General features: G+C 66.9%; 10 protein-coding genes. 3 read left to right on the top strand and 7 right to left on the bottom strand.

What is annotated here, in order from left to right:
- Nucleotide 1 precedes the first annotated feature (1 nt).
- Nucleotides 2–913, bottom strand: coding sequence for a LysR family transcriptional regulator (locus J7U46_RS11365; protein ID WP_282825835.1), 912 nt, complete (start codon nt 911–913; stop codon nt 2–4).
- 140 nt (nt 914–1,053) lie between these two features.
- Here J7U46_RS11365 and J7U46_RS11360 point away from each other — a divergent pair, with 140 nt between their 5' ends.
- Complete coding sequence (locus tag J7U46_RS11360) at nt 1,054–2,052, top strand: zinc-dependent alcohol dehydrogenase family protein (protein ID WP_282825833.1); 999 nt, start codon at nt 1,054–1,056, stop codon at nt 2,050–2,052.
- Between the two features lie 10 nt (nt 2,053–2,062).
- On the opposite strand, the gene J7U46_RS11355 is transcribed toward J7U46_RS11360, so the two are convergent.
- From J7U46_RS11355 to ugpC, 6 genes are read right to left on the bottom strand one after another with little or no spacing between them, the layout of a single operon-like run.
- Entirely contained in the window at nt 2,063–2,950 is an 888-nt protein-coding gene (locus J7U46_RS11355; protein ID WP_282825831.1) for an aldo/keto reductase, read from the bottom strand.
- Between the two features lie 20 nt (nt 2,951–2,970).
- A complete protein-coding gene (locus J7U46_RS11350) occupies nt 2,971–4,524 on the bottom strand; it encodes a glycoside hydrolase family 13 protein (RefSeq protein WP_282825829.1) in 1,554 nt (517 codons plus the stop codon).
- Nucleotides 4,521–5,411 (bottom strand): maltose ABC transporter permease MalG, encoded by an 891-nt coding sequence (malG, locus tag J7U46_RS11345; RefSeq protein ID WP_282825826.1) that lies wholly within the window; start codon nt 5,409–5,411, stop codon nt 4,521–4,523. Before malG ends, J7U46_RS11350 begins: the two co-directional genes overlap by 4 nt.
- A 12-nt stretch (nt 5,412–5,423) precedes the next feature.
- The gene (gene malF, locus J7U46_RS11340) at nt 5,424–7,043 is read right to left on the bottom strand and encodes a maltose ABC transporter permease MalF (protein WP_282825825.1); all 1,620 of its coding nucleotides are present in this window, start codon (nt 7,041–7,043) and stop codon (nt 5,424–5,426) included.
- A gap of 14 nt (nt 7,044–7,057) precedes the next feature.
- Nucleotides 7,058–8,242 (bottom strand): maltose/maltodextrin ABC transporter substrate-binding protein MalE, encoded by a 1,185-nt coding sequence (malE, locus tag J7U46_RS11335; RefSeq protein ID WP_282825824.1) that lies wholly within the window; start codon nt 8,240–8,242, stop codon nt 7,058–7,060.
- Entirely contained in the window at nt 8,239–9,357 is a 1,119-nt protein-coding gene (ugpC, locus tag J7U46_RS11330) for a sn-glycerol-3-phosphate ABC transporter ATP-binding protein UgpC (protein WP_282825823.1), read from the bottom strand. Before ugpC ends, malE begins: the two co-directional genes overlap by 4 nt.
- A 318-nt stretch (nt 9,358–9,675) precedes the next feature.
- Between ugpC and J7U46_RS11325 the strand changes: the two genes are divergently transcribed.
- Entirely contained in the window at nt 9,676–12,177 is a 2,502-nt protein-coding gene (locus tag J7U46_RS11325; RefSeq protein ID WP_282825821.1) for a glycogen/starch/alpha-glucan phosphorylase, read from the top strand.
- A 22-nt stretch (nt 12,178–12,199) separates the two neighbouring features.
- Nucleotides 12,200–14,401, top strand: a complete 2,202-nt coding sequence (gene glgB, locus J7U46_RS11320) for a 1,4-alpha-glucan branching protein GlgB (RefSeq protein ID WP_282825819.1) — start codon at nt 12,200–12,202, stop codon at nt 14,399–14,401.
- Nucleotide 14,402 lies beyond the last annotated feature (1 nt).

Here is a 14,402-nt window from a genome sequence, read left to right as displayed (position 1 = left end):
CTCAAGCCGCTGAGCCGTCACCCAGGCGTTCGACCAGGAATTCCACCGCCACGCGCACCTTGGGAATGCGGTAGCGCGTTTGCAGGTAGAGCAGGTAGATGCCCGCCTCGCCGCCGCGGCCGACCGACACCGGCCGGTCCAGCGTCAACGGCAGCAGCTCGCCCCGCTTGAAATAGTCGGCCAGCCCCCATTCCGACAGCAGCACCAGGCCCTGGTGCCGGCAGGCCATGGCGATCAGGCTCGCACCGTCGTTGCTGATGAAGGCCGGCGTGACCGGGATCTCGCGCCAGCCGTCCTCGTCCAGACCCTGCCACTTGATGACCGCGTTCGGGCCTCGGTACATCAGGGTGCGATGGCCTTCCAGGTCCTCCAGCGTGCGCGGCGTGCCGGCCTTCTCGAGGTATTGCGGTGAGGCGGCGAGCACGAAGCGGTTGGGGTCCAGCTTGCGTGCCACCACGCGGTCCTGCGGCTGGCGGCCGCCGCGAATCGCGATATCGATCTGGTCGCGGCCCAATTCCACCAGGGCGTCGCTCAGGTGCACGTCCAGCACGATCTCGGGATAGCGTTCGCCGAAGTCCTGCAGTGCGGGCATCAGGAGCCGTTGGCCGTAGCCGGGCATGGCGCTGATGCGCAGGGTGCCGCTCGGGGTGCTGCTGCGCTGGCCCACCAGCTCGTCGGCATCGTCCAGCTGCGCGAGGCCCGGCCGCACCTGCTCCAGGTAAAGCGCGCCGGCCTCGGTCAGGCGCACGGTGCGCGTGGTGCGGTGAAGGAGCTCGATGCCGAGCACCGACTCCAGGTCGGTGATGCGCCGCGAGATCGACGAGGCCGGCACGCCGAAGGCTCGCGCCGCCCGCGAAAAACTCAGGGTGTCGGCCACTTTGACCAGGTATTGAAGGGCGCGCAGCTTGTCCATCGTGGGCCTTCGATCATTGCTATTTGGACAAAAGATTTTGCCGAATATGACGGATTCCGTCTTGAGACAAGCTTGCCTAGCATTCACACATCGCAGTTCAAGCACTCGTCAACGCCGACACCGGCATGAAGGACCCGACCATGACCCAGATGCTCAAAGCCCAGTACAACGAACGCGGCCCGGTGCCGCAGGCCGTGATCGCGGCCGTGCCTTTCGAACGCCCGGTGCTGGCCCAAGGTCAGGCCCTGGTGGCCGTGCTGGCCGCGCCCATCAACCCCAGCGACGTGCTGACCCTGACCGGCCAGTACGGCATCCTGCCGCCGCTGCCCGCCGTGGGCGGCAGCGAGGGCGTGGGCCGCGTCGTCGAACTGGGCCCGGACACCCAAGGCCCGGCCATCGGCCAGACCGTGCTGCTGCCGGCTGGCTCCGGCACCTGGACCACGCATGTGGTGGCGCCCGCCGCCCGTCTGGTGCCGCTGCCCAATGGCGCAGACCCCAAGCAACTGGCCATGCTGACCGTGAACCCGCCGACCGCCTCGCTGCTGCTCAGCGACTTCGCCGATCTGCAACCGGGCGACTGGGTCATCCAGAACAGCGCCAACTCCGGCGTGGGCAGCTATGTGGTGCAACTGGCCAAGCTGCGGGGCTTGAAGACGGTCAACATCGTCCGCCGCGAATCGGCCGTGGCCGGCGTGCAGGCGCAGGGCGGCGATGTGGTGCTGGTCGATGGCGACGACATCGCCGAGCGCGTCAAGGCCGCCACTGGCGGAGCACCCATCAAGCTCGGCATCGATGCCGTGGGTGGCAAGGCGACGATGCGCCTGGCCGGCACGCTCGCGGAGAGCGCGGTCGTCGTCAACTACGGCGCCTTGAGTGGTGAAGCCTGCACCGTGTCGCCGCGCGAGCTGGTGTTCCGTGATGTCACCCTGAAGGGCTTCTGGCTGGCGCGCTGGTTCCGCACCACGCCGCAAGCCCAGCAGTTCGCGCTGCTGACGGAACTGGCCGGCCTGATTGCCGCCGGCAAGCTGAGCACGCCGATCCAGGCGACCTATGGCGTCGAGCAGATCAAGGAAGCCGTGGCTGCTGCAGCCTCGGGCGAGCGCCAGGGCAAGATCCTCATCGTGCCTTCGCAGGCCTGAGTCAGTCCGCCTAGATCAGGCCCTTCCAGCCCCGTTCCTGGTGCAGGAAGGCCTGACGCAAGAGCTGCTGCTGCTCGGGCGGCAGTGGGCCTTTTTCAACGGCGGCCAGGTTGCGTTTGAAGTTCTCGAGCTTGCCGGTGCCGACGATGCTCGAGCTGACGCCGGGCAGGTAGGCCACGAAGCGCAGCGCGAGCTCACCCACATCGCTATCTCCCAGCTGGCTTGCAAGCCCCATCGCCTGCCAGCGGTCCCAGTACTGGCCTTCAGCGTACTCACCGGGGCGGGCGGCAAAGCGCCAGATCGCGCCGGCCAGCGGCCGCTTGGCGATCACGCCGAGGCCGAGGCGCTCGGCTTCGGGCAGACGCACCGGCAGGTTGGCCTGGTCGCAAATGCTGATCGAGGTCTGCAGCGCATCGAAGGCACCACTGGCGATGGCGAAATCCAACTCGGCGTTGTCGCCCGAGTAGGCCGCCACACGCAGCTTGCCGGCGGCCTTGCAGTCCTGCAGCGCGCGCACCACCTCGCCCTGCTCAAGCGTTTGCAGCGGGCAGGAGTGCAGGTGGACGATGTCCAGCACTTCGGTGCGCATCAGCCGCAGCGCGCGCTCCACGCCTTGGACGATGCAGTCGTAGGTCCAGTCGGGCACGCCTTCAACGCCGTAGCCCACCTTGGTCGAGAGCACGAAGTCCTGCCGGCGGTGGGCAATGTGGCAACCAATGCGCTCCTCCGAGAGGCCGTAGCCGCGCGCGGTGTCGATCAGGTTGACGCCCAGGTCCAGCACCTCGTTGAGCAGGCGGCCTGCGTCTTCCTCGCTGGTGCGCTCGTCATTGATGTGCATCGCGCCAAAGCCGAGCCGGCTGACGCAGAGGCCCGTGCGGCCAAAGTCTTGGAGAGTCATGAAAGGGAAGGCGAGGGGATTCAGTTCACCCGCTTGTAGCGGTTGTAGCCGCCCATGGGCTGCGGCTTGGGCTGCAGGACCAGCACGCTGCGGGCCGGCAGCTCGACGGTGATGAAGCCCGGGCCCATGCTGATGGCCGGCGCCGGCTGCACCTGGCCGAGCAGGTCAACGAGCGGTGTGCCGTCCATCAAATGGGCGTTGGCAATCAGCAGGCGCTCGCGCACCGGCTTGTCGGCGGGGTTGGCGATGACGATGCGGGTGTCCAGTACCTTGTCGGTGTGGCGCTCGAAGGCAAACAGCTGCTGCGATTCGATCAGGCGGAAGTCGCCGATGCGCAGCGCGCGATGCTCCTTGTGCAGCTTGATCAGCCGGCGCGTCCAGGCGAGTTCGGGGTTGTCTGAACGCGCCAGCTCCCACTGCATGGGGCCGCGGTTCTCGGGGTCGGCCCCGCCCAGCATGCCGAGCTCGGCGCCGTAGTAGAGGTTGGGCGCGCCGGGCAGCGTGAACTGCAGGGCCTGGGCCAGGCGGCGCTGGTTCGTATCGGGCAACTGGGTGGCGATGCGCGGCAGGTCGTGGTTGTCCAGCAACATCCAGGACTTCAGCATCGGCTCGATGCCGGCGTTCTTCACCAGGCGCTCGGTCATGCCGGCAGCGGCTGTCGGCGTGATGTCTCCCTTGGTCAGGCCGAGGACGATGTCGCGCAGGGTGAAGTTCATCACCGCGTCCATGGACTTCAGCCACTGGTCCGGGTAGTTGACGATCTCGCCTACGACGAGGGAACCGGGCTTTTCCTGGTGGGCCGCGTCCGTCAGCTCGCGCAGATAGGTCTGGCCCAGTTCGAAGGCGGTATCGAGCCGCCAGCCGTCCGCGCCATCACGCAGGTAGGAGCGGACGACCGAGCGCTTGTCCAGCCACAGGTGGCGGCGCACGGCGGGGTTCTCGAGGTTCAGTTCGGGCAGGTTCTGGAAGCCGGTCCAGACCCGCGCGCCGCCTTCGTACTGCGGGCCGATGGCAAACCAGTCGCGCCACTTGCTCTTGGGGTCGGCGAAGGCCTGCTGGAAGATGGGCGCATTGCGGCCCATGTGGTTGAACACGCCGTCCAGCACCACCTTCATGCCGCGCTTGTGGGCATCGGCGGCCAGGCGCTTGAAGTCCTCGCGATTGCCGTATTCCGGGCTGATGGCTTGGTAGTCGAAGGCGTCGTACTTGTGGTTGGTGTAGGCCAGGTGAATGGGGTTCAGGTAGAGCACTTCCGTGCCCAGCTGCTGGATGTGGTCCAGCCGTGTGGTGGCGCTGGCGAGGTCGCCGCCCCAGAAATCGAGCTCGGCCGAGTTGAGCTTCTGGTCCGCCAGGTAGACACCCGGCTTGGCGGGCTCGCTCCAGGGCCTCAGGACCTTGGGCGCCGGGTAGAGCACGCGCTTGGCCTCCAGATTGGCGCTCGGCACGAAGCGGTCCACGATGATCTGGTAGACGATGGCGCCGTTGCGCCAGTCGCGCTCGCGCTCCTCGTAGGGGCCGGCTTGCAACGTGCCAGCCGCAGTGAGCAGCGCCAGGCTTGCGAGAACGGTCTTCATCCCTTGACCCCTCCGGCCGTCAGGCCCGACACGATCCAACGCTGGGCCAGCAGGAAAACAAGGGTGATCGGCAGGCCCGACAGCACGGCCGCTGCCGCGAAGTCGCCCCACAGGAAACGCTGGTCATGCAGGAAGTACTTGCTGCCCACGGCCAGCGTGAGATTGCCTTCTTCGCGCAAGAGCACCGAGGCCACCGGGTACTCGATGATGGTGCCGATGAAGGCCAGCACGAAGACCACCATCAGGATGGGCACGGCCATCGGCAAGAGCACCATGCGGAAGGCCTGCCAGTGCGTGGCGCCGTCGACCTTGGCGTTCTCCTCGATCTCGACCGGGATGGTTTCGAAGTAGCCCTTGATGGTCCACACATGGGTGGCCACGCCGCCGAGGTAGGCGAGCACGAGGCCGGCATGCGTTTCGAGGCCGATGGCTGGCACGTAGGTGCCGATGGTCTCGAAGATGGCGTAGATCGCCACCAGGGCCAGCACGGCCGGGAACATCTGCAAGAGCAGCATCGAGTTGAGGATGGGCGTCTTGAAGCGGAACTTCAGGCGCGCGAAACCATAGGCGGCCGTGGTGGAGATGCCCACGATCAAGAGCGCGGCGATGGTGGCCACCTTGACCGAGTTCCAGAGCCAGGTCAGCACCGGGAAGGGCGGCTGCACCAGGCTGCCGTCGGCCGCCTGGTAGGGGATGCCCAGCGCCAGCTTCCAGTGCTCCAGGCTGATCTCGGTGGGGATCAGGCTGCCGGTGGCGAAGTTGCCGGGCCGCAGCGAGATCGACACCACGGCCAAGAGCGGGAACAGCGTCAGCGCCAGGAAGACCCAGAGCAGTGCATGGGCGCCGAACACGCGCCAGCGGGCTTGCTTGCCTCGAACGATTGCCATTGCTTGTGCTCCTTACTGCTGTGCTTTTTTCATCAGCCGCAGGTTGATCAGCGACATGGCTGCGACCAGGATGAAGATCAGCGTCGAGATCGCCGCCGCGAGTCCGAAGTCCGTGCCCGAATCGCGGAAAGCGATGCGGTAGGTGTAGGACACCAGGATGTCGGTCTGGCCGGCCGGGATCTTGCTGCTGAGGTAGTCGGGCCGGCCGTCGGTGAGCAGGGCGATCAGCACGAAGTTGTTGAAGTTGAACGCGAAGGCGCTCACCAGCAGCGGCGCGAGCGGCTTGATGATCAGCGGCGCCGTGATCTTGAAGAAGTTGGTCAGCGGGCCGGCGCCGGCCAGGGCCGAGGCCTCGTACAGATCGGCCGGGATCGCCTTCAGGAGGCCCGAGCACAGGATCATGATGTACGGGTACCCGAGCCACACGTTGACGATCACCAGCATGATCTTGGCCAGCAGGGGGTCGGCGAACCAGGCCGGTTTCACGCCGACCAGCGCATCGAGGATGGCATTGATCTCGCCAAAGTTCTGGTTGAACAGGCCCTTGAACACGAGGATGGAGATGAAGCCCGGCACCGCGTACGGCAGGAACAGCAGCGTGCGGTAGGTGCCGCGGAAGCGCAGGTCCTCCCAGTTCAGCATCACGGCGAGCAGCATGCCGATCACGGTGGCCAGCAACACGGTGGACAGCGAGAAGATCACCGTCCAGCTGAAGATGGAGAGGAAGGGGCCGCGGAAGTCCTCGTTCAGCAGCATGCGGGCGTAGTTCTGTGCGCCCACCAGCACCTTGAAGCCGGGCTGCAACTGCTCGCCCGTCGTGCTCTCGAAGAAGCCGGTGTCGCGGTTGGGCTGGTAGACCTGGCCGTCGGCCACGCGCCTGAGACTGCCGTCGGCCTGCGTCTCCCAGTGGCGGCGGATGGGCCCGAACTCGCGCAGGCCCAGGTAGTGCAGGGCCTCGGCCTGGCCGGGCAGTTGCAGCAGCAGGTGCGACAGGGCCTCGCGGTGCGCGATCAGGTCGCGCAGCGGCAGGGCGGCCTGCAGCGGGGCGTTCAAGGGCAGGGGCTCGGCGGCCACGTCCAGCATCTGCACCTTCAGCTCGCCCCTGGCCTGACGCAGCGCCAGCGGTGAGGACACGAAACGCGGCTTGCCGCTCGCGGCGTCGCGCAGCACCAGGCGGAACTCGGCGCCATCGGCATGCAGGCTGTAGGGCTGCACCTGCTCTTCGACGGCATCGTGCTGCTCCAGCAGGTACTCGCGCACCCGCTCCTCGCTCAGCAAATGGGCCGACGAGTAGTTGGTGAAGCCGATCACCGCCGTGTACACGAGCGGGAATGCGATGAAGACCAGCATGCCGGCGATGCCGGGGAACAGGTAGCGCGCGGCGAACGCCGCCTGGCTCACGTAGACGTAGAAGCCGGCCGCGAACAGCGCCAGCAGGCCGAGGGCCCAGAAGGTCTGGCCCGAGGCGTAGACCATGAAGACCAGGTACAGCGAGGCCAGCATCGCGGCGCCGGTGAGTGGCCAGCGCAGCAGGCGGGCGGCCTTCTCCAGCGGCCCAGGGGGCAGCTGGCTGTAGGCGAGGCGGTGGGAGGAAGCGGTGGCGGAGGATGAGACGGGGGATGAGGCGTTCATGATGGTCTCGCTCCTCACTTCGCCTGCTTCAGGAGCATGCGGCCGGCGGCGCCGTCCAGCGCGTCCTTGGGCGTCTGCAAGCCGTTGGTGATGGCTTCCAGCGCCGCGTCCATCGCGGTCCAGAAGCGGCCCACCTCGGGCACATTGGGAATCGGTTCACCAGCACGGGCGTTGTCCATGCTGGCCTTGATCAAGGGGTTCACGGCCAGCTCGGCATAGAAGGCCTTGTTGGCCGGGACGCCGATGGGCACGTCGGCATCGAGGATCTTCAGGGCCTCGGGTCGCATCAAATGGTTCTCGATGAACTCGATGGCGATGTCCTTGTGCTTGCTCGGCGCCGCGACCATGCAGCCCAGCACGCCGACGAAGGGCTTGGAGGGCTTGCCCGGCACGGCGGCCGGGATGGGCGCCACGCCGAAATCGATCTTGGCGCGCCGCGCGTTGTCCCAGGCCCAGGGGCCTGAGATCATCATGGCCACATGGCCACGGGCAAAGCCGGTCTCCATCTCGGAGTAGCGCGCGCCCTTGGGCATGTGGCCCTCTTTCACGAGGCGCTCCAGCATCCGCGCGCCGGCCAGGGCGCCTTCGTTGTTGACGCCGACCTGGGTCGCGTCGTACTCGCCCGCGGCATCACGGCCGAAGATGCGGCCGCCCGCACCGGCCAGCAGCGGCCAGGAGAAGAAGCTCTTGTTGTAGTCCCACAGGATGGCGTGCTTCCCCTGCGACTGCAGTTGCTTGTCCAGTGCGATCAGTTCGTCGAACGTGGCCGGCGGCTTCTGCACCAGGGCCTTGTTGTAGATCAGGCCGGTGGTCTCGATGGCGATGGGGTAGGACCACAGCTTGCCGCGGTAGGCCATGGCCTTCCAGGCGGCCTCTTCGTTTTCCTCGCGCAGCTTCTTGCCGGGGCGGATGGCGGTCAAGAGGCCAGCCTTGGCCCATTCGCCGATGCGGTCGTGCGGCCAGCAGAAGATGTCCGGGCCCTTGCCGGCGCCGGCGGCCTGGGTGAACTTCTCGGGTGCGTCGACCGGGTGCTCGACGACGACCTTGACGCCCGAAGCCTTCTCGAAGGCATTGCCGACCTTCTGCAGGCCGCTGTAGGCCTTGTCGCCATTGATCCAGACCAGCAGCTTGGGGCTCGACTCTGCGCGAGCGGAAGGAGCCAGCAACAGCGCCAGACTGACTGCAAGCGCGGCCCTCATGCCGCCAGCTCCGGCGCAGCGAGGCGGCGGAAGGCCTGGCCTTGCTCGTCGAAGAGGTAGAGCGCCTCGGCCGGGAACTGCAGGGCGAGCGCAGAGCCGCTGCGCAGCCGGTCTGCGCCGTTGCGGCCTTCGAACTGGCAGGTCAGCGGTTCCTCGAGGCCGGGGTAGGGGCAGTAAGCGAACGTGGTGCCGCCCAGTGACTCGACGAAAGCCACCGTGCTCTGCAGCACATTGCCTTCGCCACCGACGCGGATGTGTTCGGGCCGCACGCCGAGCGTGACCTTGTCGCCGACTTCCGCGCGGCTGGCGTCGACCCGGGCACGCATGCTCAGGCCGCCGGCCAGCTTCACCTCGGCATGGTCCGCAGCGATGGCCGTCAGCTCGCCGGCCAGGAAGTTCATCTTGGGGCTGCCGATGAAGCCCGCCACGAAGAGATTGCAGGGATGCTCGTACAGCTCCAGCGGCGAGCCGACCTGCTCGATCTTGCCGGCCGAGAGCACGACGATGCGGTCCGCCAGCGTCATGGCCTCGACCTGGTCGTGGGTGACGTAGACCATCGTCGTCTTCAGGTCCTCGTGCAGCTTGGCGAATTCGTAGCGCATGCGCACGCGCAGCGCCGCGTCGAGGTTGGACAGCGGCTCGTCGAACAAGAAGACCTCGGGCTTGCGCACGATGGCGCGGCCGATGGCCACGCGCTGGCGCTGACCGCCCGACAGGTCCTTGGGTTTGCGGTCCAGCAGGTGTTCGATGTGCAGGATCCTGGCGGCGTTGCGGACGGCACCGTCGATCTCGTTCTTGGGGACCTTGGCCAGCTTGAGCCCGAACGCCATGTTGTCGTACAGGTTCATGTGCGGGTAGAGCGCATAGGACTGGAACACCATGGCGATGCCGCGCTCGGCGGGCGGCACGTCGTTCACCAGCCGTCCGCCGATGCGCAGCTCACCGCCCGTGATCTCTTCCAGGCCGGCGATGGTGCGCAGCAGCGTGGACTTGCCGCAACCTGAAGGGCCGACGAAGACCATGAACTCGCCATCGCGAATCTCGAGGTCGATCCCATGCAGGATCTTCACGTCGCCATAGGCCTTGGCCACACCGGAAAGCTGGACGTCCGCCACTGTTGTCTCCATGCCGGCGACAAAGGCGCGGCTTGTTGGTCTGTTGCCGCTGGCTGAAGGAATGAACAAAGCCAGCGGGCTGGAAGCTGGGTCTGAATATACCGTCGAAAATGTAGTGTTACAACATGGCGTCAACCCGAGCTCCCTGCACCTATCCACTAGAATTCATCCAATCAGGCCGGATTCCGGGAATTCCATATGTAGTGAAACTACACAAAATCCGGCCACTGCGCGATACTGCGCGCAATCGCCGGCCCAAGGGCTGGTCCTGCGCTGGAGCCGAACTTCCTGACGGCCGGCGCGCCTGATGGAACACCCATGAAAGCAAGCACGCTGTTCGCGACCCTCAAGACCGCCGCCATGACCGCTGCCAAAAGCCCCAACCCCACGCCCGTTCAGGCCGCCTTCAAGACCGCCCTGCAGCGTGAGCTGCGCGGCGCGCAAGATGCCGGCAGCCGCGAGGCCCTGATGCGGGCCGCAGCCGCCGCCTGCCGCGAGCAGCTTGCCGAGCGCTGGGCTGCCACGCAGACCGCTGACGCCAAGCGTGGTGTGGACGCCCCGGTGCGCCGGGTGCACTACCTCTCGATGGAATTCCTGATGGGCCGCGCCCTGGGCAACGCCATCGCCGCGCTCGGCCTCGACGAGACCTTGCGCGAAGCCTTTGCCGAGCAGGGTCAGGCCTTGCCCGACGTGCTGGAGCGCGAGAACGATGCGGCGCTGGGCAATGGCGGCCTCGGTCGCCTGGCCGCCTGCTTCCTCGACTCGTTTGCCGAGCTGGGCCTGCCGTCCTTCGGCTATGGCCTGCGCTATGAGTACGGCATGTTTGCCCAGGGCATCCAGGACGGCCGCCAGGTCGAGCGCCCGGACGACTGGCTGCGCCTCGGCAATGCCTGGGAAGTGCCGCGCGCCGACGTGCGCTACCCGGTGGGTTTTGGCGGCCGGGTCGAGGTCGATGCCGACGGCAGCCGCCGCTGGGTGCCGGCCGAGGCGCTGGTGGCCCAGGCCTACGATTTCATCGTGCCGGCGCACCACAGCGAGCGTGTCTCCACGCTGCGCCAGTGGCATGCCAGCAGCGCCGCGCCCATCGACTTCAAGGCCTTCTGCCGCGGCGCCTACCAGCAGGCTGCCAAGCACCGCGTGCAGGCCGATGCGATCAACTGGGTGCTTTACCCGGACGACTCCACCGACCCCGGCCGCGAACTGCGCCTGAAGCAGGAGGCCTTCCTGGTCAGCGCCTCGCTGCAGGACTTGATCTCGCGCCATCTGCGTGAGTTCGGCTCATTGCACAACCTCGGCAAGACCAACGCCATCCACCTGAACGACACGCACCCAGCCTTGGCCCCGGCCGAGCTGATGCGCCTCTTGCTGGACGAGCACGGCATGGCCTGGGACGAGGCCTGGGCGATCACGCGCCAAGCCGTCTCTTATACCAACCACACGCTGATGCCTGAGGCGCTGGAGAAGTGGCCGCTCTACCTGTTCGAGGCCCTGCTGCCGCGCCACCTGGAAATCATCTACGAGATCAACCACCGCTTCATGGAAGAGCTGAAGGCTCGCTTCCCGGGCGACGAGGGCCTGATGAGCCGTGTCTCGCTGATCGAGGAGGACGGTGGCTTCGGCAGTGGCGGTGAGCGCCGCGTGCGCATGGCCCACCTCGCCATCGTGGCCTCGCACCGCGTCAATGGCGTGGCGGCCCTGCACAGCGAACTGATGGTGCAGACCATCTTTGCCGACTACGCCCGCATCTGGCCCGAGCGCTTCCACAACGTCACCAATGGCGTGACGCCGCGCCGCTGGCTGCAGCAGGCCAATCCTGAGCTCTCTGGCTTGATCGACAGCCGCATCGGCACGGGCTGGCGCAAGGACCTGGCCGAGCTCGCCCAGCTGAAGCCTCTCGCCGACGACGCCGAGTTGGGTCGCCAGTTCCGCTCGGTCAAGCGTGCCAACAAGGAGCGCCTGGCGGCGCTGATCCGCCGCGAGCTGGGCATTGCCGTCAATCCGGACAGCCTCTTCGATGTGCAGATCAAGCGCATCCACGAGTACAAGCGCCAGTTGCTCAACATCCTGCATGTGGTGGCGCGCTACCAAGCCATCGTGGCCAATCCCGGCGCGAACTGGACGCCGCGCACCGTGGTGATCGCCGGCAAGGCGGCCTCGGCCTACCAGATGGCCAAGAGCATCATCCAGCTGGCGCACGACGTGGGCCGCGTGGTCAACAGCGACCCGCGCGTGGGCGACAAGCTGAAGCTCGTCTTCCTGCCGAACTACAGCGTCTCGCTGGCCGAGACCATCCTGCCGGCGGCCGAACTCTCGGAGCAGATCTCCACGGCCGGCACCGAGGCCTCAGGCACCGGCAACATGAAGTTCGCCCTGAATGGCGCGCTGACCATCGGCACCTGGGACGGTGCCAACATCGAGATGGCCGAAGCCATGGGGACGGAGAACATGTTCGTCTTCGGTCTGCGCACCGAGCAGGTCGCCAAGATCAAGTCGCTGGGTTACGACCCGCGCCTCTACGTGGAAGAGAACCGCCAGCTTAAGGCCGTGATCGACGCCATCGCCTCGGGCGAGTTCAGCGGTGGCGACACACACCGCTACAAGGCCCTCGTGGACAAGCTGCTGGGCCACGACAGCTACCTCTTGATGGCAGACTTCGCAGACTATGTCGCGACGCAGCTGCAGGTCGACGCGCTGTACCAGGATCCTGTCGCCTGGAACCGCCGCGCCATCCTCAACGTGGCCGGCATGGGCTGGTTCTCGTCGGACCGCACGATCGCCGACTATGTGGAGCGTGTCTGGTCCGTCAAATCCCTGAACTGAGCTGAGCGGGAGAAGCGACTGAATGCTGGCTGAATCGGAACTGCAGGCGCTGCTCGCGGCGCGTCACCCGGACCCGTTCTCGGTACTGGGCCTGCATGCCGATGCCGACGGCAAGCTCTGGCTGCGGGCGCTGCTGCCCTACGCGGCCGGGGTGATGGTGCTGGAGGCCGGCAGCCGCAAGGTGGTGTGCAGCCTGCCGCACCGGGCCGGCGGCTTCTTCGAGGCGCCACTCGCCCGGCGCCGCAAGCGCTTCGACTACCGCCTGCAGGTGCGCTGGGACGATGGCCTGGAAGGCTGCTATGCCGACGCCTATGCCTTCGGCCCGCAACTGGATGAGCAAGACCTGACCCTGCTGGCGCGCGGCGAGCATCCCCGGCCCTACACCCAGCTTGGTGCTCACCCGATGACGCAGGGCGGCGAGCATCCTGTCGAAGGCGTGCGCTTCGCCGTCTGGGCGCCGAATGCGCGGCGGGTCAGCGTGGTGGGCAGCTTCAACAACTGGGATGGCCGTCGCCATGTGATGCGACTGCGCCATGAGGCCGGCATCTGGGAGCTGTTCATTCCCCATCTGCAGCCGGGTGATCTCTACAAGTTCGAGATCGTCGGGCCCGATGGCAGCCTGCTGCCGCCCAAGGCCGACCCGTTCGCCCGTGCCGCCCAGCTGCGGCCCGAGACGGCCAGCATCGTGGCCGCGCCGCTGCGCGAGCCGCAGCGGCTGCCGGCCGAGCGAGCTGCCGCCAACCGACGCGATGCGCCGATCAGCATCTACGAGGTGCATGCGGCTTCCTGGCGCAAGCCCGATGGACGTTTCCCGACCTGGGACGAGCTGGCCGCCGAATTGCCGGCCTATGCGGCGGACCTCGGCTTCACCCACCTGGAGTTGATGCCGATCAGCGAGCACCCCTTCGACGGCTCCTGGGGCTACCAGACGCTGGGCCTGTTTGCCCCGAGCGCGCGCTTTGGCCCGCCCGAGGGCTTTGCCCGCTTCGTCGCGGCCTGCCATGAGCGCAGCCTTGGCCTGCTGCTCGATTGGGTGCCGGCGCATTTCCCGGCCGATGCCTTCGGCATCAACCAGTTCGACGGCACGCATCTCTACGACTACGCCGACCCGCGCGAGGGCTTCCATCGCGACTGGAACACCCTGATCTACAACTTCGGCCGCAACGAGGTGCGCCAGTTCCTGATCGGCAACGCGCTGTACTGGACCGAGCGCTGGGGTGTTGACGGCCTGCGGGTCGATGCCGTGGCCTCCATGCTGTACCGAGACTACTCGCGGCCCGCCGGCGAGTGGATTCCCAATGTGAACGGCGGCCGCGAGAACCTTGAGGCCATCTCGCTGATGCAGCGCATGAACGAGCGCCTGGGGCTCGATGCACCCGGTGCGATCACGCTGGCGGAAGAGTCGACCAGCTTCCCCGGCGTGTCGCGCCCCACCTCGGCCGGCGGCCTCGGGTTCCACTACAAATGGAACATGGGCTGGATGAATGACACCTTGCGCTACATGCACGAGGAGCCCATCCATCGCCAGTGGCACCACGACAAGATGACGTTCGCCCTCGTGTACGCCTTCAGCGAGAACTTCGTGCTGCCGATCTCGCATGACGAGGTGGTGCATGGCAAGGGCTCGATGCTCGGCAAGATGCCCGGGGACCAAGATCCCAATGAATGGCAGAAGTTCGCCAACCTGCGTGCCTACTACGGCTTCATGTGGGGCCACCCGGGCAAGAAGCTGCTCTTCATGGGCCAGGAGTTCGCGCAACCCACCGAGTGGAATCATGAGCGCAGCCTGCCTTGGGAGTTGCTGGCCGACGAGCGCCATGCCGGCGTGCAGCGCCTGATCCGTGACCTGAACCACCTCTACCGCGAACTGCCGGCCCTGCACCGGCTCGACTGCGAGCAGGGCGGTTTCGAGTGGCTGCAACAGGAAGACCGCCAGCAGTCGGTGTTCGCCTGGCTGCGCCGGGACGACGCTGGCGGCGAGGCCATCGTCATCTGCAATTTCACGCCGGTGCCACGGCCAGACTATCGGCTCGGCGTGCCGGCGGGGGCCAAGGCCTGGCGCGAGCGCTTGAACACCGACTCCAGCCATTACGGCGGCAGCAATGTGGGCAATCTGCAGGGCCTGCTCAAGGTCGAGAAGAAGCCGGCGCTGGGCCGCGCGCAGTCGATCAGCGTCAGCCTGCCGCCGCTGGCCACGCTGGTCCTGGTGCCGGCGGACCGCTAGG

The sequence above is a fragment of the Pelomonas sp. V22 genome (genome assembly GCF_030014915.1).
Taxonomy (GTDB): Bacteria; Pseudomonadota; Gammaproteobacteria; order Burkholderiales; family Burkholderiaceae_C; genus JAUASW01.
The sequence above is the reverse complement of the archived record's forward strand: the minus strand, read 5'-3'. Positions and strand labels throughout refer to the sequence as shown.